Below are 17,611 nucleotides of genomic sequence, written 5' to 3'. Positions count from 1 at the left end.
CCCGTGCCCACCCCGACCTCCCTCGACGCCCAGGTCGCCGGCCTGTTCTGCGTCGGCTTCGACGGCAAGACCGCCTCGCCCGAGGTGCTCGAGCTCATCCGCCGCGGCGTCCACGGCGTGGTGCTGTTCGCGCGCAACGTGGAGAGCGCCGAGCAGGTCGCGGCGCTCACCGCCGAGCTGAAGCGCGCCGCAGGGCGGCCGCTGCTCGTGGCGGTGGACCAGGAGGGCGGGCGGGTGGCGCGGCTGCGGGCGCGCCACGGCTTCACCGAGCTGCCGCCCATGCGCGCGGTGGGCGAGGTCGGCGACGCCGGGCTGGCGCGCGAGGTGGGCGCGCTGCTCGGCCGCGAGCTGCGGGCGGTCGGCATCGACCAGGACTACGCGCCGGTGGTGGACGTGGACACCAACCCCGCCAACCCGGTCATCGGCGACCGCAGCCTGTCCCGCGATCCGGAGACGGTCGGCCGCCTCGGCGCCGCCATCGCGCTCGGGCTCCAGTCGGCCGGGGTGGCCGCCTGCGCCAAGCACTTCCCCGGGCACGGCGACACGAGCCAGGACTCGCACACCGACCTGCCCCGCCTCCCGCACGCGCTGGAGCGGCTCCGGGCGGTGGAGCTCGCGCCGTTCCGCGCGCTGGCGCGCGCCGGGGTGGCCTCGGTCATGACCGCCCACGTGGTGTTCGAGGCGCTCGACCGCGATCGCCCGGCCACGCTCTCGCCGGCGGTGATGCGCCTGCTGCGCGAGGAGGTCGGCTTCGACGGCTGCGCCATCTCCGACGACCTGGAGATGCAGGCGGTGGCCGGGCACTTCCCGCTCGAGGAGTCGGCGCCCGGGGCGGTGGCGGCCGGGGTGGACGCGCTGCTCGTCTGCCACTCGCCCGCGGTACAGCACCGGGCCATCGACCTGGTGCGCGCCGCGGTGGAGACGGGTCGCATCCCCGGGGACCGGGTCGCCGAGGCCCGGGGCCGGGTGGGTCGGCTGCTCGCGTACGCGGGTCCGCCGCCGGACCCGGCCCGGGTGCGGGAGCGGCTGCGCACGCCGGAGCACCTGGCGCTGGTCGAGAACGTCCCGGCGCTCGAGGTCGGCCGCGACCCGACCGTCTGACGGGGCTGCGCCCCGCCCCACGGAGCGGAGCTCCGCGGGGCCCCACCCGGCTCCGCGGGTCCCGTGACCTCACGCGCCCGCCTCCGCGGGCACGCGCGAGGTCCCCGCGGGCGCGGCTGTGCCGCGCACGGGGTACGCGCCCCGCTTGTTCGCAGGTCCCTGCCTCGACTAGATTTCGTTCCTCGCGTGCCCGCGCCCACCGCCGCCTGCCCGAGCTGCCGCGCGCCGCTCACCGCCGACGAGATCCTCGACGCAGGCACGCTCGCGCTGCCCGACGCGCCGCTGCTCACGCTCCGCTGCCCGCGCTGCGAGGGCGACGCCTGGGCGCGGCTCGGCGACGGGGCCATCGAGCTCGGCGCCGCGCCGGACGACGCGGCGCGCTTCGCGCCTACCGCAACCGCGACGGCGCCCGGCCTCTCGGTCCGGCCCGCCGCGACCTGGCTCGACTGCTGGCACGCCGGGCGCTACCGGCGCTTCCCGGCGCGGCCGGGCTGAGCTCGCGCTCCGCCGCCTCCAGGCGCAGGAACGCGTCCAGGATCGCCTCGCGCATCGCGCCCTGGTGGCGCAGCACCGCCGAGACGTGGCCCGCCGGCAGCCAGCGCAGCTCGCAGCCCCAGTGCGCGGCGATGCGGGCCATCTCCGCCGGCGGCACCACGCCGTCCGCGGCGGTGCCGACCACGATGGCGGCGCCCGGCGCGACGGGCGGCGGCAGCGCGCACACCGAGAAGCGCGAGAGGCCGGCGCACAGCTTCCGCCGGGCCGCCTCGCGATCCGCCGCGCGGCCGGCCAGCGCCGCCCAGTCCGGCACGTCGCGCAGCACGCCGGAGAGGAGCACCGAGTCCGGCGAGCACGAGGGCGCGAGCGGCACGGTCGCCACCGGGAACGGCATCGACGCGCCCACCATGGCGGCGAGCTGCCCGCCCATGCTGTAGCCGGTGACGCCCACCCGCGGTGCGCCCAGCGCCTCGCGCGCCCAGGCGAGGAGCGCCCGGCCCTCCTGGAACGTCGCCGCGCCCATCAGGTAGAGGTCGGAGACCGAGCGCACCGCGTGGCGCGCCTGGCGCTCCGGGCGGCGCGCGCCGTAGAACGCGTTCTCGAGCACGACCGCGCCGATCCCCTGCGCGAGGAGCGGCGCGGCGAAGCGGAGCCGCATCGCGAAGCCCTGGTCGCCGGAGGCCGCGAGGTGCACCGCCACGCCGCGCAGCGGGCCGGCCGGCAGCAGCACCTGGATGCGCGCCGCGCGGGCGCAGCCGGGCAGGCGCGACTCGGGGCTCCGGAAGCAGCCGTCGCGGAGCGTGCCGCCGTGGGCGCCCCGCGGCGGCCCCAGCGAGACGTCGATGCGCGCCGGGGCCCGCCGGGCGAGGGGCAACGGGCGGAGCTTCGCGACCAGGCGCCGATCGCCCCAGCCGTCCGCGAAGAAGTGCGGCCCGGCGGCGGTCAGCCCGAAGAGGACGTCGAGGACGTGCAAGGATCGCTCCTCGTGAAAGGTGCGACCTGCGACCGCAGACGGCGAGTCGGTACACGGCTCGTGCGCGCGCCCACGCCCCGAGCGTCCGCTCCCCCGTTCGATGGTTCGCGCTGGGCGGAGCGGGTCCGGTCAGGCCCGGTCGAGGATCTGCAGCGCCACGAGCCCGTACAGGAAGGCGTACACCGCGTGCGCCGGCCGGTGCGCGAGGTGCACCAGCTCGGCGAGCGTGCGGGTGCCGTCCACCCTGGGCAGCAGCTCGGCCTCCCAGCGGTCGAGCTCCACCTCGTGCAGCCCGTACGCGGGCTGCGCGGAGGGGATGAGGCGGTCCTCCGGCTGGAGCAGCCGGAACAGCCGCTCGGGGCGGTACAGCTTCTTCACGCCGCGGCTGATCAGGCTGGCGGGCGGCAGCTCGATGCGCACCGCCTCGTGCGCCGCGCGGTCGGTGAAGTGCAGCCGGTACGCGCCCTCCTCCCAGGCGAACACCGAGTACGCGATCGACTTCACCTGCTGTGCGAGGTAGTAGAGCCGCTCGGTCTCCTGCAGGAGCCCCAGCTCGACCATGATCTCGCCGCTGCGCCGGCGGCTGCGCTCGGCCTCGGCGCGCACCTGCTCGAGCTGCGCGGACGAGAGCTTGCCCACCCGCACCAGGAACGTGCCGAAGCGGTCGGTGACCAGGTTGGAGATGGCGAAGCAGGGCCGGCCCGCGTCGAAGAAGAGCGTCTTCTTCACCTTGCCCTTCTGCAGCGTGAGCGCGCCGGTCTGCTGGGCCAGGTGGAACGCGGTGACGAGGTGCGGGAGGTTGTCCTCGAGCCGGCCCTCGGTGCGCGAGAGGTCCGGGACCGGCGTCGCCGCCGGGCGCGGCGTGGGGACCGGCGCGCGCGGCCGCGGCGGCGGCACCACCGGCGCGGCCTTGACCGCCTCGCCGCGCAGCACCGCCGGGCCCTTGCCGTCCTCGGTCACCACCACCCGGCCGGTCAGCTCCATCGCCGCCACCGGCTCGTCGTTCTCGACCGCCACCTCCACGTCGAAGTCGGGCTCGGGGACCGCGGGCGCACGGCGGACCGGCGGCGGCGTCGCGCCGGCGCGCGGCGGGATGCGCATGGGCGCGGGCGTGTCGCTCGGCGGCGGCAGCAGGGCGCGGAGCGCGTCCATGAGCTTGCGGGCGTCGAACGGCTTCTCGAAGTAGCCGGCGGCGCCGTGCTGCGCGCTCGCGTCGGTGGCCGCCCGGCCGCCCTTGAAGACGCCGGTCATGAACACGAACGGCACCTTCGCGTTCCGGAGCGCGTGGGCGACGTCGTAGCCCATCATGTCGGGGAGCAGCACGTCCACGACCGCGGCGGCGGGCGGCACCGGCGCCAGCCGGTCGATCGCGGCGCGGCCCCGGGTCACCGTCACGGGGGTCCAGCCCTCCGACTCGACCAGGCGGGCGAGGAGCGTGAGCAGCTCCTGGTTGTCGTCCACGAGCAGGATCGTCGGCGCCGCCATCAGGTCGGCACCATACCGGCGGGTCAGGCCACCGATCAACGACCGCGTCGTGTGAACACGGGACACACCAGGTGGACCGTCCGTGCGGTCAGCCCCGACCGGTGCGCGGGTGGAACTGCGCAAACGTGGCCCAGGCCGCGGTCGTGTGCTAAAAAATCGTGCTTTCTCTGCCACTTCGGAGGCCTGATGCTGCGCTTCCCCCGCGCGCTTCCCCTCGTCGTCGTCGCCCTTGCCGTCCTCGCCTGCGAGAAGAAGAAGCCGGAGGGCGCCGCCGCCCCCGGGCCCGGCGGGGCCGGGGCGGCCGCGACCGGCGACCGGATCCTCCTCGGCCACGTCGGCTCGCTCACCGGCTCGGAGGCCACCTTCGGCGACTCGACCGACAAGGGCATCCAGCTCGCCATCGAGGAGGTCAACGCGAAGGGCGGCGTGAAGGGCAAGCCGCTCGCGCTCAAGACCTACGACAACCAGGGAAAGCCGGAGGAGTCCGCCATCGCCGCCACGCGGCTCGTCCTCCAGGACCGCGTCTCGGTGCTGCTCGGCGAGGTCGCCTCCACCCGCTCGCTCGCCATGGCGCCCATCGCCGACGCGAACCACGTCCCGATGATCACGCCGTCGTCCACGAACCCGCGCGTCACCAAGGAGAACGGCCGGGTGCGGCCGTTCGTGTTCCGCGTGTGCTTCATCGACCCGTTCCAGGGGACGGTGATGGCGAAGTTCGCCCGCGACCACCTGAAGATCTCTCGCGTGGCGGTGCTGCGCGACGTGGGCAACGACTACTCCATGGGCCTCGCCGACTACTTCCTGGCGAAGTTCAAGGAGCTCGGCGGCACCGTCGTGGACGACCAGAGCTACAAGGCCGGCGACCAGGACTTCAAGGCGCAGCTCACCACCATCAAGGGCAAGAGCCCCGAGGCCATCTACGTCCCCGGCTACTACACCGACGTGGCGCTCATCGCCCGCCAGGCGCGCGAGCTGGGCATGAAGCAGCCGCTCATGGGCGGCGACGGCTGGGACTCGGCCCGCCTCTACGAGATCGGCGGGAAGGCGCTCGAGGGCTCGTACTTCTCGAACCACTACTCGCCAGAGGATCCCGCGCCGCGCATCCAGGACTTCGTGAAGCGCTACAAGGAGCGCTTCGGCAGCGTGCCCGACTCGCTCGCCGCCCAGGGCTACGACGCGGCCCGCATCGCCGCCGACGCCATGGGCCGTGCGAAGGACCTCTCGGGCGAGGCCATCCGCGACGCGCTCGCCGCGACGCGCGACTACCCCGGCGTCACCGGCGTCATCTCGATCGACGCCGACCACGACGCGGTGAAGCCGGCGGTGGTCCTCGAGATCAAGGGGAGCGCCGGCCACTACGTGGCGACCGTGCAGCCGGACCAGCCGCAGGCCACGAAGTAGCGGCCAGGCCGCGGAGACCGATCCGGCGTGACCGAGTTCCTGCAGCACCTCGTCAACGGCCTGTCGCTCGGGACCATCTACGCCCTGATCGCGCTGGGCTACACGATGGTCTACGGCGTCCTGAAGCTCATCAACTTCGCCCACGGCGACGTGTACATGGTGGGCGCGTTCGCCGGGTACTACCTGGGCAGCGTCACCGGCACCGATCGCGCGCCGGGGATGGTGGGCGCCGCGCTCGTCACCCTGGGCGCGATGGCGATCTGCGGCGCGCTCGGCTACGTCATCGAGCGCTTCGCGTACCGCCCGCTCCGCAACCGCGCGCGGCTCACCGCGCTCATCACCGCCATCGGCGTGTCGTTCCTGCTCGAGTACGGGTTCCAGCTCTCGCCCATCGTGCGCTCGCCGGTGGAGTTCCCGCCCGGCCCGAGCCCGCGCTTCTTCCCGGCGCTCCTCGAGCTGGGCGAGCCGCTCACCTTCCTCGGCGTCACCGTGCCGCGCATCGACCTGCTCGGCCTGCTGGTGGCGCTGCTGCTCATGATCGGCCTGCAGCTCATCGTCTACCGGACCCGCTTCGGCATGGCGATGCGCGCCGCCTCCTTCGACCCGCAGGTCGCCGGCCTCATGGGCATCCCGGTGAACCGGATCATCTCCTGGACGTTCGTGCTGGGCAGCGCGCTCGCCGCCGCGGCCGGCATCATCAACGCTTCCTCGCGGCCGAAGATCGAGCCGCTGTTCGGCCTGATGAGCGGCCTGAAGGCGTTCGTGGCGGCGGTGCTCGGCGGCATCGGCTCGGTGCCGGGCGCCATGGTGGGCGGGCTCGTGCTCGGGCTCACCGAGGAGTACGTGGCGGGCTACACCAGCTCGCAGTACCGCGACGCCATCGCGTTCACGGTGCTCATCCTGGTGCTGCTGGTCCGGCCCGAGGGGCTGTTCGGGCGCGCCACGGTGGAGAAGGTCTAGTGGCGCGCGCCCGGGCCGTCCTCCGCTCCGTCCTGCCGTTCCTGGTGGGCCTGCCCATCCTGCTCGGCGTCCAGGCGCTCTCGCCGCCCGACTACACGCTCATCCTCGTGAACGTGGGCGTGAACGTGATCCTGGCGGTCTCGCTCAACGTGGTGAACGGCTTCACCGGGCAGTTCAGCCTGGGCCACGCCGGCTTCATGGCGGTGGGCGCCTACACCGCGGCCAAGATCACGCTCGCGTTCTCCGGCGTGCAGGTCGCCTTCCTGCCGGAGGCGGTCTCCGACCAGCTCGTGTTCGCGCTGGCGCTCGCGGCCTCGATGGCCACCGCGGCGGCGGCCGGGTTCCTGGTGGGCATGCCGTCCTTGCGCCTGCGCGGCGACTACCTCGCCATCGTCACGCTCGGCTTCGGCGAGATCATCCGCTCGCTCATCGAGAACATGAAGTTCCTGGGCCAGGCCACCGGCCTCTCCGGCCTGCCGCCGTACACGAACATCGCCTGGGTGGGCGTCTCCGCCATCGCCACGGTGGTGATGGCGCGGCGCCTCGCGGTCTCGACGCAGGGGCGCGCGCTGTTCGCCATCCGCGAGGACGAGGTGGCCGCCGAGGCCATGGGCGTGGACACCACCGGCTACAAGGTGCGCGCGTTCGTGATCTCGTCCGCCTACGCCGGCCTCGCCGGCGGGCTCATCGCGCACGCCATCCTGCTCACCACCCCGCGCATGTTCACGTTCGTGCGCTCGATCGAGGTGGTGGTGATGGTGGTGCTGGGCGGCCTCGGCTCCATCACCGGCTCGGTGGTGGCGGCGGTGGTGCTCACGGTGGCGCTCGAGGGCCTGCGCGAGTTCCAGCAGTACCGCATGGTCGCGTACGCGGCCGGGCTCATCGTGCTCATGCTGCTCCGCCCGCAGGGCATCTTCGGCACCCGCGAGCTGTGGGACCTCGCGCCGTTCCGCCGCCTGCCGCGGCCGCGCCCGTTCGGCGGGCGCGCCTCCACCGGCCCGGAGGGCGCCTCGCCCACCGCGGTGCGCGACGACTCCACGCACGGGGGCCGGCCGTGATCCCGCTCCACGTGAAGTCGGTCACCATGCGCTTCGGCGGCCTGAAGGCGCTCTCGTCCTTCAGCCTCTCGCTCGCGCCCGGCGAGCTGGTCGGGCTCATCGGGCCGAACGGCGCCGGCAAGACCACCGCCTTCAACGCCATCACCGGCGTGTACCGGCCCAGCGAGGGCGAGGTGGTGGTGGCGGGGCAGGTGGTGAACGGGCTCCGGCCCCACCAGATCTGCGCCCGCGGCATCGCCCGCACGTTCCAGAACATCCGGCTGTTCCGCGAGCTGTCGGCGCTCGACAACGTGCGCATCGCCTGCCACGCCGGCGCGCGCACCGGCTTCTTCGACGCGCTGCTGCTCACCGCGCGCCACCGCGCGGAGGAGGCCCGGATCCTGGAGCGCGCCGAGCGCTACCTCGAGGTGATGGGGCTCTCGCACCGCCGCGACGAGATCGCCCGCAACCTGCCCTACGGCGAGCAGCGGCGCCTCGAGATCGCGCGCGCGCTCGCCACCGGGCCGAAGGTGCTGTGCCTGGACGAGCCGGCGGCGGGCATGAACGCGGCCGAGAAGCTCGAGCTCATGGCGCTCATCCGCGACCTCCGCGACCGCTTCGGCCTCGCCATCCTGGTGATCGAGCACGACATGCGGCTCGTGATGGGCGTCTCCGAGCGCGTGCTGGTGCTCGACCACGGCGTCACCATCGCCGAGGGGAAGCCCGAGGCGATCCGGAAGGACCCGAAGGTGATCGAGGCGTACCTGGGCGACGCGTACCTCGAGGAGAAGCACATCGAGCGGCCCGCCGGGCCGGGGGCGCACCCGTGAGCGGGCCCATCCTGCAGGTGGAGGGGCTGCGGGTGCACTACGGCGCCATCGAGGCGCTGCGCGGCCTCTCGCTCGAGGTGCCGGACGGCCAGGTGGTGGCGCTCATCGGCGCGAACGGCGCCGGCAAGACCACCACGCTCCGCGCCGTCTCCCGCATGCTCCGCGCCTCCGCCGGCGCGGTGCGCTTCCGCGGCGAGGACGTGACCCGCCTGCCCTCGCATGCGCTCGTGGCGCGCGGCATGGCGCACGCGCCGGAGGGGCGCGGCATCTTCCTCAACCTGACCGTCCGCGAGAACCTGGAGCTGGGCGCGTACCTCCGCCGCGATCGGCCCGGCATCCTGCGCGACGCCGAGCGCGCCTACGCGCTCTTCCCCATCCTGGCGGAACGGCGCACGCAGGTGTGCGGCACGCTCTCCGGCGGCGAGCAGCAGATGCTGGCGGTGGCCCGCGCGCTCATGAGCAAGCCGCGCCTCATGCTGCTCGACGAGCCGTCGCTCGGGCTCGCGCCGCAGGTGGTCGAGAAGATCTTCACCGTGCTGCGCGAGGTGAACCGCGAGGGCGTGGCGCTGCTGCTCGTGGAGCAGAACGCGCACAAGGCGCTCCAGCTCGCCCACCGCGCCTACGTGCTCGAGACCGGCAACATCGTGATGCAGGGCACCGGCGCGGAGCTGCTCGCCTCGCCCGAGGTGCGGAAGGCCTACCTCGGGGAGTGACGCGGCTCAGGGCGCCGCCGCCGCCGTCCCCGCGGCCGGCGCGGCGAGGAGCGCCGCGAGCGCGTCGGCCGCGCCGGGCTCGGGCACCACCACCGACGGCTCGAGCGCGCAGCGCGCCAGGCGGACGGAGCGGAGCCCGCCGTCGGGCGCCCGCGCGTGCGCGGTGAGGAGCGCCGCGCGGCCCGGGCCGAGGGCGTGCGCGCCCGGCGCCCGCTCCAGCTCGACCCACAGCGCCGAGCCGGGCCGGTGCGTCGCGAGCCAGGCGCGCATGCCGGCGTGGAGCTCGGCCCGCTCCTCGCGCCCGAGCCGGGGCCGGAGCAGGGCCTGCCACGCGATCACCAGCGCGCCCGGCGCGGTGGCGGACAGGAGCGCCAGCCGCTCCGGCGCCGACGCGAGCGCCACCGGCGTCAGCACCGGCGCGTCGGGCCGCGGCCGCGCGGCCCGGAGGGCGGCGATGGCCGCGTCGAGCCGGGCCATCGCGGCGCGGTCGCCGGCGGGGACGCAGGCGCGCAGCCAGGCCGCGTCCTCGTCCCGGGCGGCGTCGAGCGGCGCCGGATCCAGGCCGAGCCGCCCCACCGCGCGCACGCCGGCCGCCACCGGCACCGGCCCGCCGTCCGGGAACGTCCACGGGGCCGCGAGGTCGTCGGCGACGAGGCCCAGCCCGGCCACCGACCCGAGCTCGGCGAGCGCCACCGGCCGCCCGCCCCCGCCCGCGCCGGCGAGCGCCGCCGGCCAGCGCCAGGCGATCGCGCGCGCCGGATCCTCCTCGCGGGCGCTCCGCCGCGCGAGCGCGTCCACCAGCCGGTCGTCCGGCCGGGCGAGCACCGCCTCCAGCGCCGCCGCATCGAGCGCCGCGGGCCGCGGCGTCTCCGCCCCGAGCCCGGGCCAGAGCGGGTGGCCGGGCCCGGCCGCCCGCGCCTCCGCCCGCAGCGCCGCGAGGAGGAGGCCCGCTCGCTCGCAGGGCCCCTGGAACCGTCGCTCGTCCCAGGCAGCCGCGAGGGCACGCCCGGCGCGGCCGGCGAGCACGTCGACGAGCAGCTCCAGCGCCCGCGCGTCCGCCGGCGAGCGCGCTCGCATCGCCGCGCGCGCGCGGGAGAGCTCCTCCGCCAGCCCGTCGATGCCGGTGCGCGGCATGGCCCGTCCTCCGGTCGATCCCGGACCCAAGCTGCGGACGCCGCGAGGCCGCGGCCCGCGGCGGCCCCGGGGAAGGGACGCCGGCCGCCGGGTGGACGGCGCGGCGGGGGAGGCTCAGCCCTGCTGCGCGGCGGTCGCGCGGTCGAGCGCGGCGCCACCCTGGGCGACCGGCCGGTCTGCCGCGAGCCGGCGCCGGCGGGCGGGGGCGGCGGCGAGGTGGCCGGCGGCGAGGATGGCCCCGAGCACGAGCGTGCCGATCCAGAGCGTGCGCGCGCCGAAGCGGCTCATCACCTCGCCGCCGATGAGCGGCGAGAGCGTGAACGCGACCCCCCAGCTCATCGAGTAGGCGCCCTGGTAGCGCCCGCGCAGCGCGGCCGGCGAGAGGTCGGCCACCACCGCGTTCGCGACCGGGAACCCGACCACCTCGCCGAGCGTCCAGAGCATGACGCCGAGGACGTACAGCGGCACGCTGCCGCCGAGCGCGTTCACGCCGAAGCCGATCCCGAACAGCAGCGCCGAGGCGGCGAGCGCGCGCGAGGGCTCGTACCGGCGCAGGCGCGCCCCGAGCAGCGGCTGGAGCACCACCACGCCCACCCCGTTCAGCGCCATGAGCCAGGCGAAGCCGGACGGGCCGACCCCGTGCGCGGCCATGTCGAGCGGCGCCGCGAGCTGGAACTGCGTGAACACCATGAGCCCGCCGAGCGCGAGCACCATGAAGACCACGAACACCCGGTCGCGGAACACCTGCGCGAGCCCGGCCAGCGCGGGCGCGGGCTCGACGTCGGCGGGGCGGGTCTCCGGCACGGTGAACGCGAGCACGCCCGCGAACGCGAGCGAGGTGGTCGCGTCCAGGAAGAACAGCCAGGAGAGGTGCCGCTCCGCGAACAGCCCCGCCACCGACAGGCCGACGGACCAGCCCATGTTGATGGCCCAGTACACGAGCCCGTAGGCGCGGGTGCGGTCGGCGGGCGGGACCACGTCCGCCACCACCGCGTTCATGGCCGGCCGGTAGATCTCGCCGGTGGCGCCGTTCACGAACGCGAGCGCGCCGAGCGCGAGCGGGTCGCGCGTGAGGGCGAGCGCGGCCACCGAGAGCGCGCCGGTGACGAGGCCGAGCAGCATGGTGGGGCGGCGCCCGAGCCGGTCGGCGAGCGTGCCGCCCAGCGGCCCGGCCACCATGACGCCCAGCCCGTAGACCGCCACGATCCGGCCCGCCTCGGCCGCGTCGAAGCCGCGCTCGCGCACCAGGAACAGCGCCAGGAACGGCGCCACGAAGCTGGCGAGCCGGTTCACCAGCATGCCCGTCCACACCATCCAGAAGGTGCGGGGCAGGCCGCCGAGGGCGGCGCGCAGGCTGGCGGGCGGGGGGATCACGACGCTCCGTGCATGTATCAAACGGACCGACGGGCCGCCACGGCGCGTTCCTGCGCGGGGGAGGCGCGCCCTTCGACAGGCTCGGGGTGAGCCCGCCGAACCCCGAGCGGATCGACGTGAGCGGATCGCCTCAGGACGCGGCGGTGAGCTTCAGGCCCACGATCGAGACCACCAGCAGCCCGAGGAACGCGGCCCGCGCCGCGCTGAGCGGCTCGCCGAGCAGCACCACCCCGAGGATGGCGGCCCCGGTGGCGCCGATGCCCACCCACACCGCGTAGGCGGTGCCGATGGGCAGGTCGCGCGCGGCGAGCCCGAGCAGCCACATGCTCGCGACGATGGCGAGCGCGGTCAGCACCGAGGGCACCGGGCGGCGGAAGCCGTCGGTGTACTTGAGGCCGATGGCCCAGCCCGTCTCGAGCAGGCCGGCGACGACGAGGTAGATCCAGGGCACGAGCGCGCTCCTCCTGCCCCCCAACATAATCGAAGGGCGGCCGCCCTCGCGGACGGCCGCCCGGTGCTGCGGGACCTCGGTCGCGCCTAGATGTCGAAGTACAGCGCGAACTCCATCGGGCTCGGGCGCATGCGGACCGGGGTGATCTCCTTGTCGTACTTGTACTGGATCCAGGTCTCGATCACGTCCTCGGTGAAGACGTCGCCCTTCAGCAGGAACTTGTGATCCTTGCGGAGGCACTCGAGCGCCTCGTCGAGCGAGCCCGGCATCTTCGGGATGTCCTTCAGCTCCTCCGGCGACATGCCGTAGATGTCCTTGTCGAGCGGCTGGCCGGGGTTGATCTTGTTCTCGATGCCGTCGAGGCCGGCCATCAGCATGGCCGCGAACGCCAGGTAGCCGTTGCAGGCCGGGTCGGGCGAGCGGAACTCGATGCGCTTCGCCTTGGGCGACGGCGAGTACATCGGGATGCGGATCGACGCGGAGCGGTTGCGGGCCGAGTAGGCCAGGTTCACCGGCGCCTCGAACCCGGGCACGAGCCGCTTGTAGCTGTTCGTGGAGGGGTTGCAGAGCGCGGCCAGCGCCGGCCCGTGCTTGAGGATGCCGCCGATGTAGTACATCGCCATCTCGGACAGGCCCGCGTAGCCGTCGCCCGCGAACAGCGGCTTGCCGGCCTTCCAGATCGACTGGTGCACGTGCATGCCGGAGCCGTTGTCGCCGTAGAGCGGCTTCGGCATGAAGGTCACGGTCTTGCCGTGCCGGCGCGCCACGTTCTTGATGATGTACTTGAACCACTGGAGGTTGTCGGCGCACTTCACCAGCGAGTCGAAGCGGATGTCGATCTCCGCCTGGCCGGCGGTGGCGACCTCGTGGTGCTGCCGCTCCACGTGGATGCCGACCGACTCCATCACCCGGCACATCTCGGTGCGCAGGTCCTGCTGCGAGTCGGTGGGGCCGACCGGGAAGTAGCCCTCCTTGTAGCGGGGCTTGTAGCCGAGGTTGCCACCCGGCTCCTCGCGGCCGGTGTTCCACTGCCCCTCGACCGAGTCGAGCTTGTAGAACGCGTGGTTCACGCCGTGGTCGTAGCGGACCTCGTCGAACACGAAGAACTCGGGCTCGGGGCCGAAGAACGCGGTGTCGCCGAGGCCGGTGGACTTGAGGTACTTCTCGGCCTTGATGGCGATGTTGCGCGGGTCGCGCGAGTACGGCTCCTTCGTGATGGGATCGACCACGTTGCAGATGAGCGAGAGCGTCGGCTCCGCCATGAACGGATCGATCGCGGCCGTGTCCGCGTCGGGGACCACGAGCATGTCGGAGGCGTGGATCGCCTGCCAGCCGCGGATCGAGGAGCCGTCGAAGCCGAGGCCGGCCTCGAACACTTCCTCGCTGAGCTCGTAGAGCGGGATCGAGAAGTGCTGCCAGATCCCGACGAAGTCCATGAACTTGAGGTCCACGTACGTGGCCTTGCGTTCCTTGGCCAGGTCCAGGACCGCCTTCGGGGTGAGTTTCGCCATCGCGAGGATCTCCACGGCCTGCGGGGTTGTTGGCCGGCCCAGTTAGCACGGCTCATGCCACGCCGGCGAGCCGCTGACGCGCCCAGATCCGCGGATCTTTGGCGGGTCGTGACTCAAACCCGGCCAGCCGCTGCTCGATTTCCAGGCACCTCGATGGGTGTATGATGCGGCAGAAGCCCGCGCGGCGTGGTGCCGCGTGACCGACCCCATGTACGCTCGGCGTCCCGGCGGACGGTCGGGACGAGGAAACGCCGTGAACGCAGCAGATCACGCCAGCGTCAGCCCGCCCCCGCGCCGCGACGCGCGCCGCCTGCTGTCGGCGGCGCTGCCAGGCGTGCCCTTCGTGCTCGCGGCGCTCGCCATGGTGGCCGTGCTCCGCTCCACGGCGCCGCAGACGCCCGCGCTCGCCCTCTCGGCCTGGGGTGGCCGGCCCGGCGCCGCGCGGCCGCTGCCCGATGGCGCCACCGTCCGCGCCGGAGCGAGCCTCTACCTCGAGCTCGAGCTCGGCACCCCCTGCCCGCTGTGGGTGGTGGCGGTGGACGCGGCCGGCCGCGTCCAGCGGATCCACCCGATCGTCGCGGCGCCGGAGTCGCACGGCGCGCTCGACATCCAGGTGCAGGCGTCGCCGGCGCCCGGCCCGCAGCGCTTCTTCGCGGTGTGCGCGCCGGACGACGGGCTCGACTACGCGCGCGTGCTCGCGGCGGCGGGCGCGGTGGCGCGCGAGGGCGCGAGCGGCCTGCGCACCGCGCGGGCGCTCGCCGGGCTGCCCGAGGGCACCCGCCAGGCGTCGATCCTGGTCGAGGCGATGTAGCGGCGGGGTGCCCGGTTTCCTGGCACCGGGTTGCCCGGGTTCCGGGCAGGCGTGGGCCCGCTAGCGCGGCTTCATCCCGAGCGCGCGCATGCGCTCGCGCAGCGTGTTCCGGTTCATCCCGAGCAGCTCCGCCGCCCGCAGCTGGTTGCCGTGGGTCCGCGCCAGGGCGGCCGCGATGAGCGGCACCTCGATGGCCGCGATGGCCGCCTGGTAGCGCCCGCCCTCCGGAGGCTCGGCGTCGAGCAGCCCCTCCACGAGGCCGGTGAGCGCGCGCTCGCTGGCGGCCGCGGCCGGCACCAGGGTGGCGACGTCGCGCGCGCCCACCCGGTTCCCGGTGAGCTTCAGCAGCGCGCGCTGCAGCACGTTCTGCAGCTCGCGGACGTTGCCGGGCCACGGGTGCGCGAGCAGCACCGCCTCGGCGTCCTTGCCGAGCTGGACCGGCCGCCCCTTCAGCTGCTCGCCGAACTTCGCGACGAAGTGGCGCGCGAGCAGGATCACGTCGCCCTCGCGCTCGCGGAGCGGCGGCAGGCGGATGGGCACCACCGCGAGCCGGTAGTACAGGTCGCGGCGGAACCGCCCCTCCTCGACCGAGCGCGCCAGGTCCGCGTTGGTGGCGGCGACGATGCGCACGTCGACCGCGAGCGGGCGCGTGCCGCCGACGCGATCGATCTCGCGCTCCTGCAGCACGCGCAGCAGCTTCGCCTGCAGCTCGATCGGCATCTCGCCGATCTCGTCCAGGAACAGGGTGCCGCCGCTCGCCAGCTCGAACTTGCCGGGCCGCCGCTCCACCGCGCCGGTGAAGGAGCCCTTCTCGTGGCCGTACAGCTCGCTCTCGATGAGATCGCGCGGGATGGCGGCCATGTTCACGGTGACGAACGGGCCGCGCGCGCGGGTGGAGTTCGCGTGGATGGCGCGCGCCACCAGCTCCTTGCCGGTGCCGGACTCGCCCATGAGCAGCACGGTCATCTCCGTGCGCGCCACCCGCCCGATCTCCTTGTAGACCTCGACCATGGCGGCGGAGCGGCCGATGAGCGTCTCCGGCAGCGCCACGCCGCCCTCGCGCAGCCGCCGCGCCTCGGCGCCCGCCTCGCCCCGCTCCTCCGCCTGCGCGGCGGGGTCGTCGGCGTGGCCCGGCGGCGGCGCGGCCGAGAGGTCGCGCACGATCCGCTCCACGCGCTCGAGGTCGAACGGCTTGCCGAGGTAGTCGGCGGCGCCGCGCTTCATCGCCTCCACCGCCGAGCGCATGGTGTCCTCGGCGGTCATCACCACGATGAACGGCGAGTCCACCCGCCCGCCGATCTCGCCGAGCAGCTTGAACCCGTCGTCGCCGGGGAGGCGCACGTCGAGCAGCACCAGCCCGACGCCGTCCTTGCCGCCGCCGGACGCGCGGAGCTTCGTGCGCGCCTCCTCGGCGCTCCCCGCCTCCTCGTAGGGCACGCCGGCGCGCTCGCAGGTCCGCGCGAGCACGAAGCGGACCGAGGGCTCGTCGTCGACGATGAGGACCTTTCGCAACGCTCGCTCCTGGCTGTGGGATCCCGTGATGATCCGCCGATCCCGGTACCTCATAGCAAGCGCGGGGCCAACTCGCGCCGGCAAGCGCGGGGCCCGCGGCGCCGGCGCTACGCCGGACGGGCTAGGGGACGTCGAGGGGCAGGTACACGTTCGCCTCGGCCCCGCCGCCGGCCCGGTTGCGCACCTCGATGCGCCCGCCGTGCGCCTCCACGATGCGCCGCGAGATGGCGAGCCCGAGGCCGGTGCCGTGCGGCTTCGAGGTCGCGAAGGGCGTGAACAGCCGCTGCAGCATGGCCTCGGGGATCCCCGGGCCCTCGTCCTGGATCGAGATGCGCGCCAGCGGGCGGGTGCGGCCGCTCGCCACGCGGAGGCGCAGCGGGGACACCGAGGTCTCGATGGTCACCCGCGGCGCGGCGGTGGAGGCGACCGCGTCCACCGCGTTGCGGACGAGGTTCAGCACCACCTGCATCAGCTTCTCCTCGTCGCCCAGCACCGGCGGGAGCGACGGGTCGTAGCGCTCCACGAACGCGATCCGGTCGGCGCCGGGGATGCCGCGCGCCAGCACCAGCGCGTCGCCGAGCACGTCGTGGAGCGCGACCGGCCCCTGCTGCAGCGCCGCCGGGCGGGCGAGGTCGAGGAGCTCGCGCACCAGCCCGTCCACGCGCTTCGCCTCGCGCGCGATCACCGCGGCGTACTCGCGGGCCGGCCCCTCGGCCTCGCGGGCGAGCAGCTCGGCCGAGCCCTGCAGCCCGGCCAGCGGGTTCTTGATCTCGTGGGCGAGGCCGGCCGCGAGCGCCTCGAAGTCGAGCGCGCGCTCGGCGGAGCGCGGCACCCGCAGCACCAGCACCGCCCCGGCGCACACCGCGCCGTCGAGGAGCGGGGTGGCGGTGACCGAGACCTGGAGCGCGCGGTCCTGCGGCGAAGGAAACTCGCTCGCCTGGCCCTCGTGCGTCCGCACCGTCCGCTCGGCCACCTTCTCGAGCTGGGCGCCGCCCGGGAGCGCCCGCACCGGCAGCTCCACCGTCCGCTCGCGCGAGCGGCCGAACAGCTCCTCGGCGGCGGGGTTGAGGTGCAGCACCCCGCCGTCCGCGCCGACGATCACGACCGCGTCGGCGAGGGAGTCGATCGCGGCGCGGGAGAGCGCGGCGGAGAGCTGGGCGGGCTGGACGGTGCGGGACACGGGTGCGGTGGACCGGTCCGCCGCCGCGCGCATGCGGGCGGCGGGCGATGGGGCCGTCCGGCGGCGGACGCGGGAGGGCGTCCGCACGCGCGGACGACGAGGCGCTAGAGCGCCTCCTCCCCGCGCTCGCCGGTGCGGATCCGGATGACCTCCTCCACCGGCAGCACGAAGATCTTGCCGTCGCCGATGCGGCCGGTCTTGGCGGCGCGCTCGATGACCTCGACCACCCGGCCGACGAGGCTGTCCGCCACCACGACCTCGACCTTCACCTTGGGCAGGAAGTCCACCACGTACTCGGCGCCGCGGTAGAGCTCGGTGTGACCCTTCTGACGGCCGAAGCCCTTCACCTCGGTGGCGGTGAGGCCGGCGACCCCGACCTCGGAGAGGGCCTGCTTCACCTCGTCCAGCTTGAACGGCTTGATGATGGCCTCGACCTTCTTCACGGCGCACCTCGACATGTAGGAAATGGGTGATCGACGCTACGCCCCGTCGGCTCGGCCGGTCAAGGAGACCGCGCCCCTGCGGCGCGCGGCTTCCCTGCCCGGTCCCGGGGCCCTTCCTGCCTTCGATCCGGTCACGACCGGACCCCCGCCTCGCTTCCCTTCGCGGTGCCCGCCCGGCTGCTGCGCCGGGTTGCGCCCGG

At 74.6% G+C, this 17,611-nt stretch carries 17 protein-coding genes; 8 read left to right on the top strand and 9 right to left on the bottom strand.

Annotated elements, in window-relative coordinates; translation table 11 throughout:
* Positions 1 to 3: 3 nt before the first annotated feature.
* Both nagZ and A2CP1_RS22235 read left to right on the top strand, forming a co-directional pair.
* Entirely contained in the window at positions 4 to 1,101 is a 1,098-nt protein-coding gene (nagZ, locus tag A2CP1_RS22240) for a beta-N-acetylhexosaminidase (RefSeq protein ID WP_015935420.1), read from the top strand.
* Positions 1,102 to 1,287: 186 nt separating this feature from the next.
* Complete coding sequence (locus tag A2CP1_RS22235) at positions 1,288 to 1,596, top strand: hypothetical protein (protein ID WP_015935419.1); 309 nt, start codon at positions 1,288 to 1,290, stop codon at positions 1,594 to 1,596.
* Here A2CP1_RS22235 and A2CP1_RS22230 read toward each other — a convergent pair.
* Together A2CP1_RS22230 and A2CP1_RS22225 are read right to left on the bottom strand one after the other, a co-directional pair.
* Positions 1,490 to 2,569 (bottom strand): alpha/beta hydrolase family protein, encoded by a 1,080-nt coding sequence (locus A2CP1_RS22230; protein ID WP_015935418.1) that lies wholly within the window; start codon positions 2,567 to 2,569, stop codon positions 1,490 to 1,492. The two genes, A2CP1_RS22235 and A2CP1_RS22230, sit on opposite strands and share 107 nt — an antisense overlap.
* Before the next feature lie 129 nt (positions 2,570 to 2,698).
* The gene (locus A2CP1_RS22225; protein ID WP_015935417.1) at positions 2,699 to 4,054 is read right to left on the bottom strand and encodes a response regulator; all 1,356 of its coding nucleotides are present in this window, start codon (positions 4,052 to 4,054) and stop codon (positions 2,699 to 2,701) included.
* Between the two features lie 186 nt (positions 4,055 to 4,240).
* Between A2CP1_RS22225 and A2CP1_RS22220 the strand changes: the two genes are divergently transcribed.
* Genes A2CP1_RS22220 through A2CP1_RS22200 form a run of 5 tightly spaced genes read left to right on the top strand, consistent with a single transcriptional unit; the run spans position 4,241 to position 8,995 of the window.
* On the top strand, positions 4,241 to 5,455 hold the full coding sequence (locus A2CP1_RS22220; RefSeq protein ID WP_015935416.1) for an ABC transporter substrate-binding protein: 1,215 nt from the start codon (positions 4,241 to 4,243) through the stop codon (positions 5,453 to 5,455).
* 27 nt (positions 5,456 to 5,482) lie between these two features.
* A complete protein-coding gene (locus A2CP1_RS22215) occupies positions 5,483 to 6,415 on the top strand; it encodes a branched-chain amino acid ABC transporter permease (RefSeq protein WP_012528344.1) in 933 nt (310 codons plus the stop codon).
* A complete protein-coding gene (locus tag A2CP1_RS22210; protein WP_015935415.1) occupies positions 6,415 to 7,473 on the top strand; it encodes a branched-chain amino acid ABC transporter permease in 1,059 nt (352 codons plus the stop codon). Before A2CP1_RS22215 ends, A2CP1_RS22210 begins: the two co-directional genes overlap by 1 nt.
* The gene (locus tag A2CP1_RS22205; RefSeq protein ID WP_015935414.1) at positions 7,470 to 8,282 is read left to right on the top strand and encodes an ABC transporter ATP-binding protein; all 813 of its coding nucleotides are present in this window, start codon (positions 7,470 to 7,472) and stop codon (positions 8,280 to 8,282) included. Before A2CP1_RS22210 ends, A2CP1_RS22205 begins: the two co-directional genes overlap by 4 nt.
* Positions 8,279 to 8,995, top strand: a complete 717-nt coding sequence (locus A2CP1_RS22200; protein WP_012528341.1) for an ABC transporter ATP-binding protein — start codon at positions 8,279 to 8,281, stop codon at positions 8,993 to 8,995. Before A2CP1_RS22205 ends, A2CP1_RS22200 begins: the two co-directional genes overlap by 4 nt.
* A gap of 6 nt (positions 8,996 to 9,001) precedes the next feature.
* On the opposite strand, the gene A2CP1_RS22195 is transcribed toward A2CP1_RS22200, so the two are convergent.
* From A2CP1_RS22195 to glnA, 4 genes are all read right to left on the bottom strand, one after another.
* Positions 9,002 to 10,129, bottom strand: coding sequence for a DUF2332 family protein (locus tag A2CP1_RS22195; protein WP_015935413.1), 1,128 nt, complete (start codon positions 10,127 to 10,129; stop codon positions 9,002 to 9,004).
* Between the two features lie 114 nt (positions 10,130 to 10,243).
* On the bottom strand, positions 10,244 to 11,503 hold the full coding sequence (locus A2CP1_RS22190; protein ID WP_015935412.1) for an MDR family MFS transporter: 1,260 nt from the start codon (positions 11,501 to 11,503) through the stop codon (positions 10,244 to 10,246).
* Positions 11,504 to 11,633: 130 nt separating this feature from the next.
* The gene (gene sugE, locus A2CP1_RS22185) at positions 11,634 to 11,954 is read right to left on the bottom strand and encodes a quaternary ammonium compound efflux SMR transporter SugE (RefSeq protein WP_015935411.1); all 321 of its coding nucleotides are present in this window, start codon (positions 11,952 to 11,954) and stop codon (positions 11,634 to 11,636) included.
* An 86-nt stretch (positions 11,955 to 12,040) separates the two neighbouring features.
* Complete coding sequence (gene glnA, locus A2CP1_RS22180) at positions 12,041 to 13,465, bottom strand: type I glutamate--ammonia ligase (RefSeq protein WP_015935410.1); 1,425 nt, start codon at positions 13,463 to 13,465, stop codon at positions 12,041 to 12,043.
* 253 nt (positions 13,466 to 13,718) lie between these two features.
* Here glnA and A2CP1_RS22175 point away from each other — a divergent pair, with 253 nt between their 5' ends.
* Complete coding sequence (locus A2CP1_RS22175) at positions 13,719 to 14,276, top strand: hypothetical protein (protein WP_015935409.1); 558 nt, start codon at positions 13,719 to 13,721, stop codon at positions 14,274 to 14,276.
* 60 nt (positions 14,277 to 14,336) lie between these two features.
* On the opposite strand, the gene A2CP1_RS22170 is transcribed toward A2CP1_RS22175, so the two are convergent.
* The 3 genes from A2CP1_RS22170 to A2CP1_RS22160 form a co-directional block, all read right to left on the bottom strand.
* On the bottom strand, positions 14,337 to 15,788 hold the full coding sequence (locus A2CP1_RS22170; protein ID WP_015935408.1) for a sigma-54-dependent transcriptional regulator: 1,452 nt from the start codon (positions 15,786 to 15,788) through the stop codon (positions 14,337 to 14,339).
* Positions 15,789 to 15,909: 121 nt separating this feature from the next.
* Entirely contained in the window at positions 15,910 to 16,968 is a 1,059-nt protein-coding gene (locus tag A2CP1_RS22165; RefSeq protein ID WP_245529909.1) for a two-component system sensor histidine kinase NtrB, read from the bottom strand.
* A 104-nt stretch (positions 16,969 to 17,072) separates the two neighbouring features.
* The gene (locus tag A2CP1_RS22160) at positions 17,073 to 17,411 is read right to left on the bottom strand and encodes a P-II family nitrogen regulator (RefSeq protein ID WP_011423294.1); all 339 of its coding nucleotides are present in this window, start codon (positions 17,409 to 17,411) and stop codon (positions 17,073 to 17,075) included.
* Between the last annotated feature and the right edge of the window lie 200 nt (positions 17,412 to 17,611).

Source organism: Anaeromyxobacter dehalogenans 2CP-1, assembly GCF_000022145.1.
GTDB classification, from domain to species: Bacteria; Myxococcota; Myxococcia; order Myxococcales; family Anaeromyxobacteraceae; genus Anaeromyxobacter; species Anaeromyxobacter dehalogenans.
The sequence above is the reverse complement of the archived record's forward strand: the minus strand, read 5'-3'. Positions and strand labels throughout refer to the sequence as shown.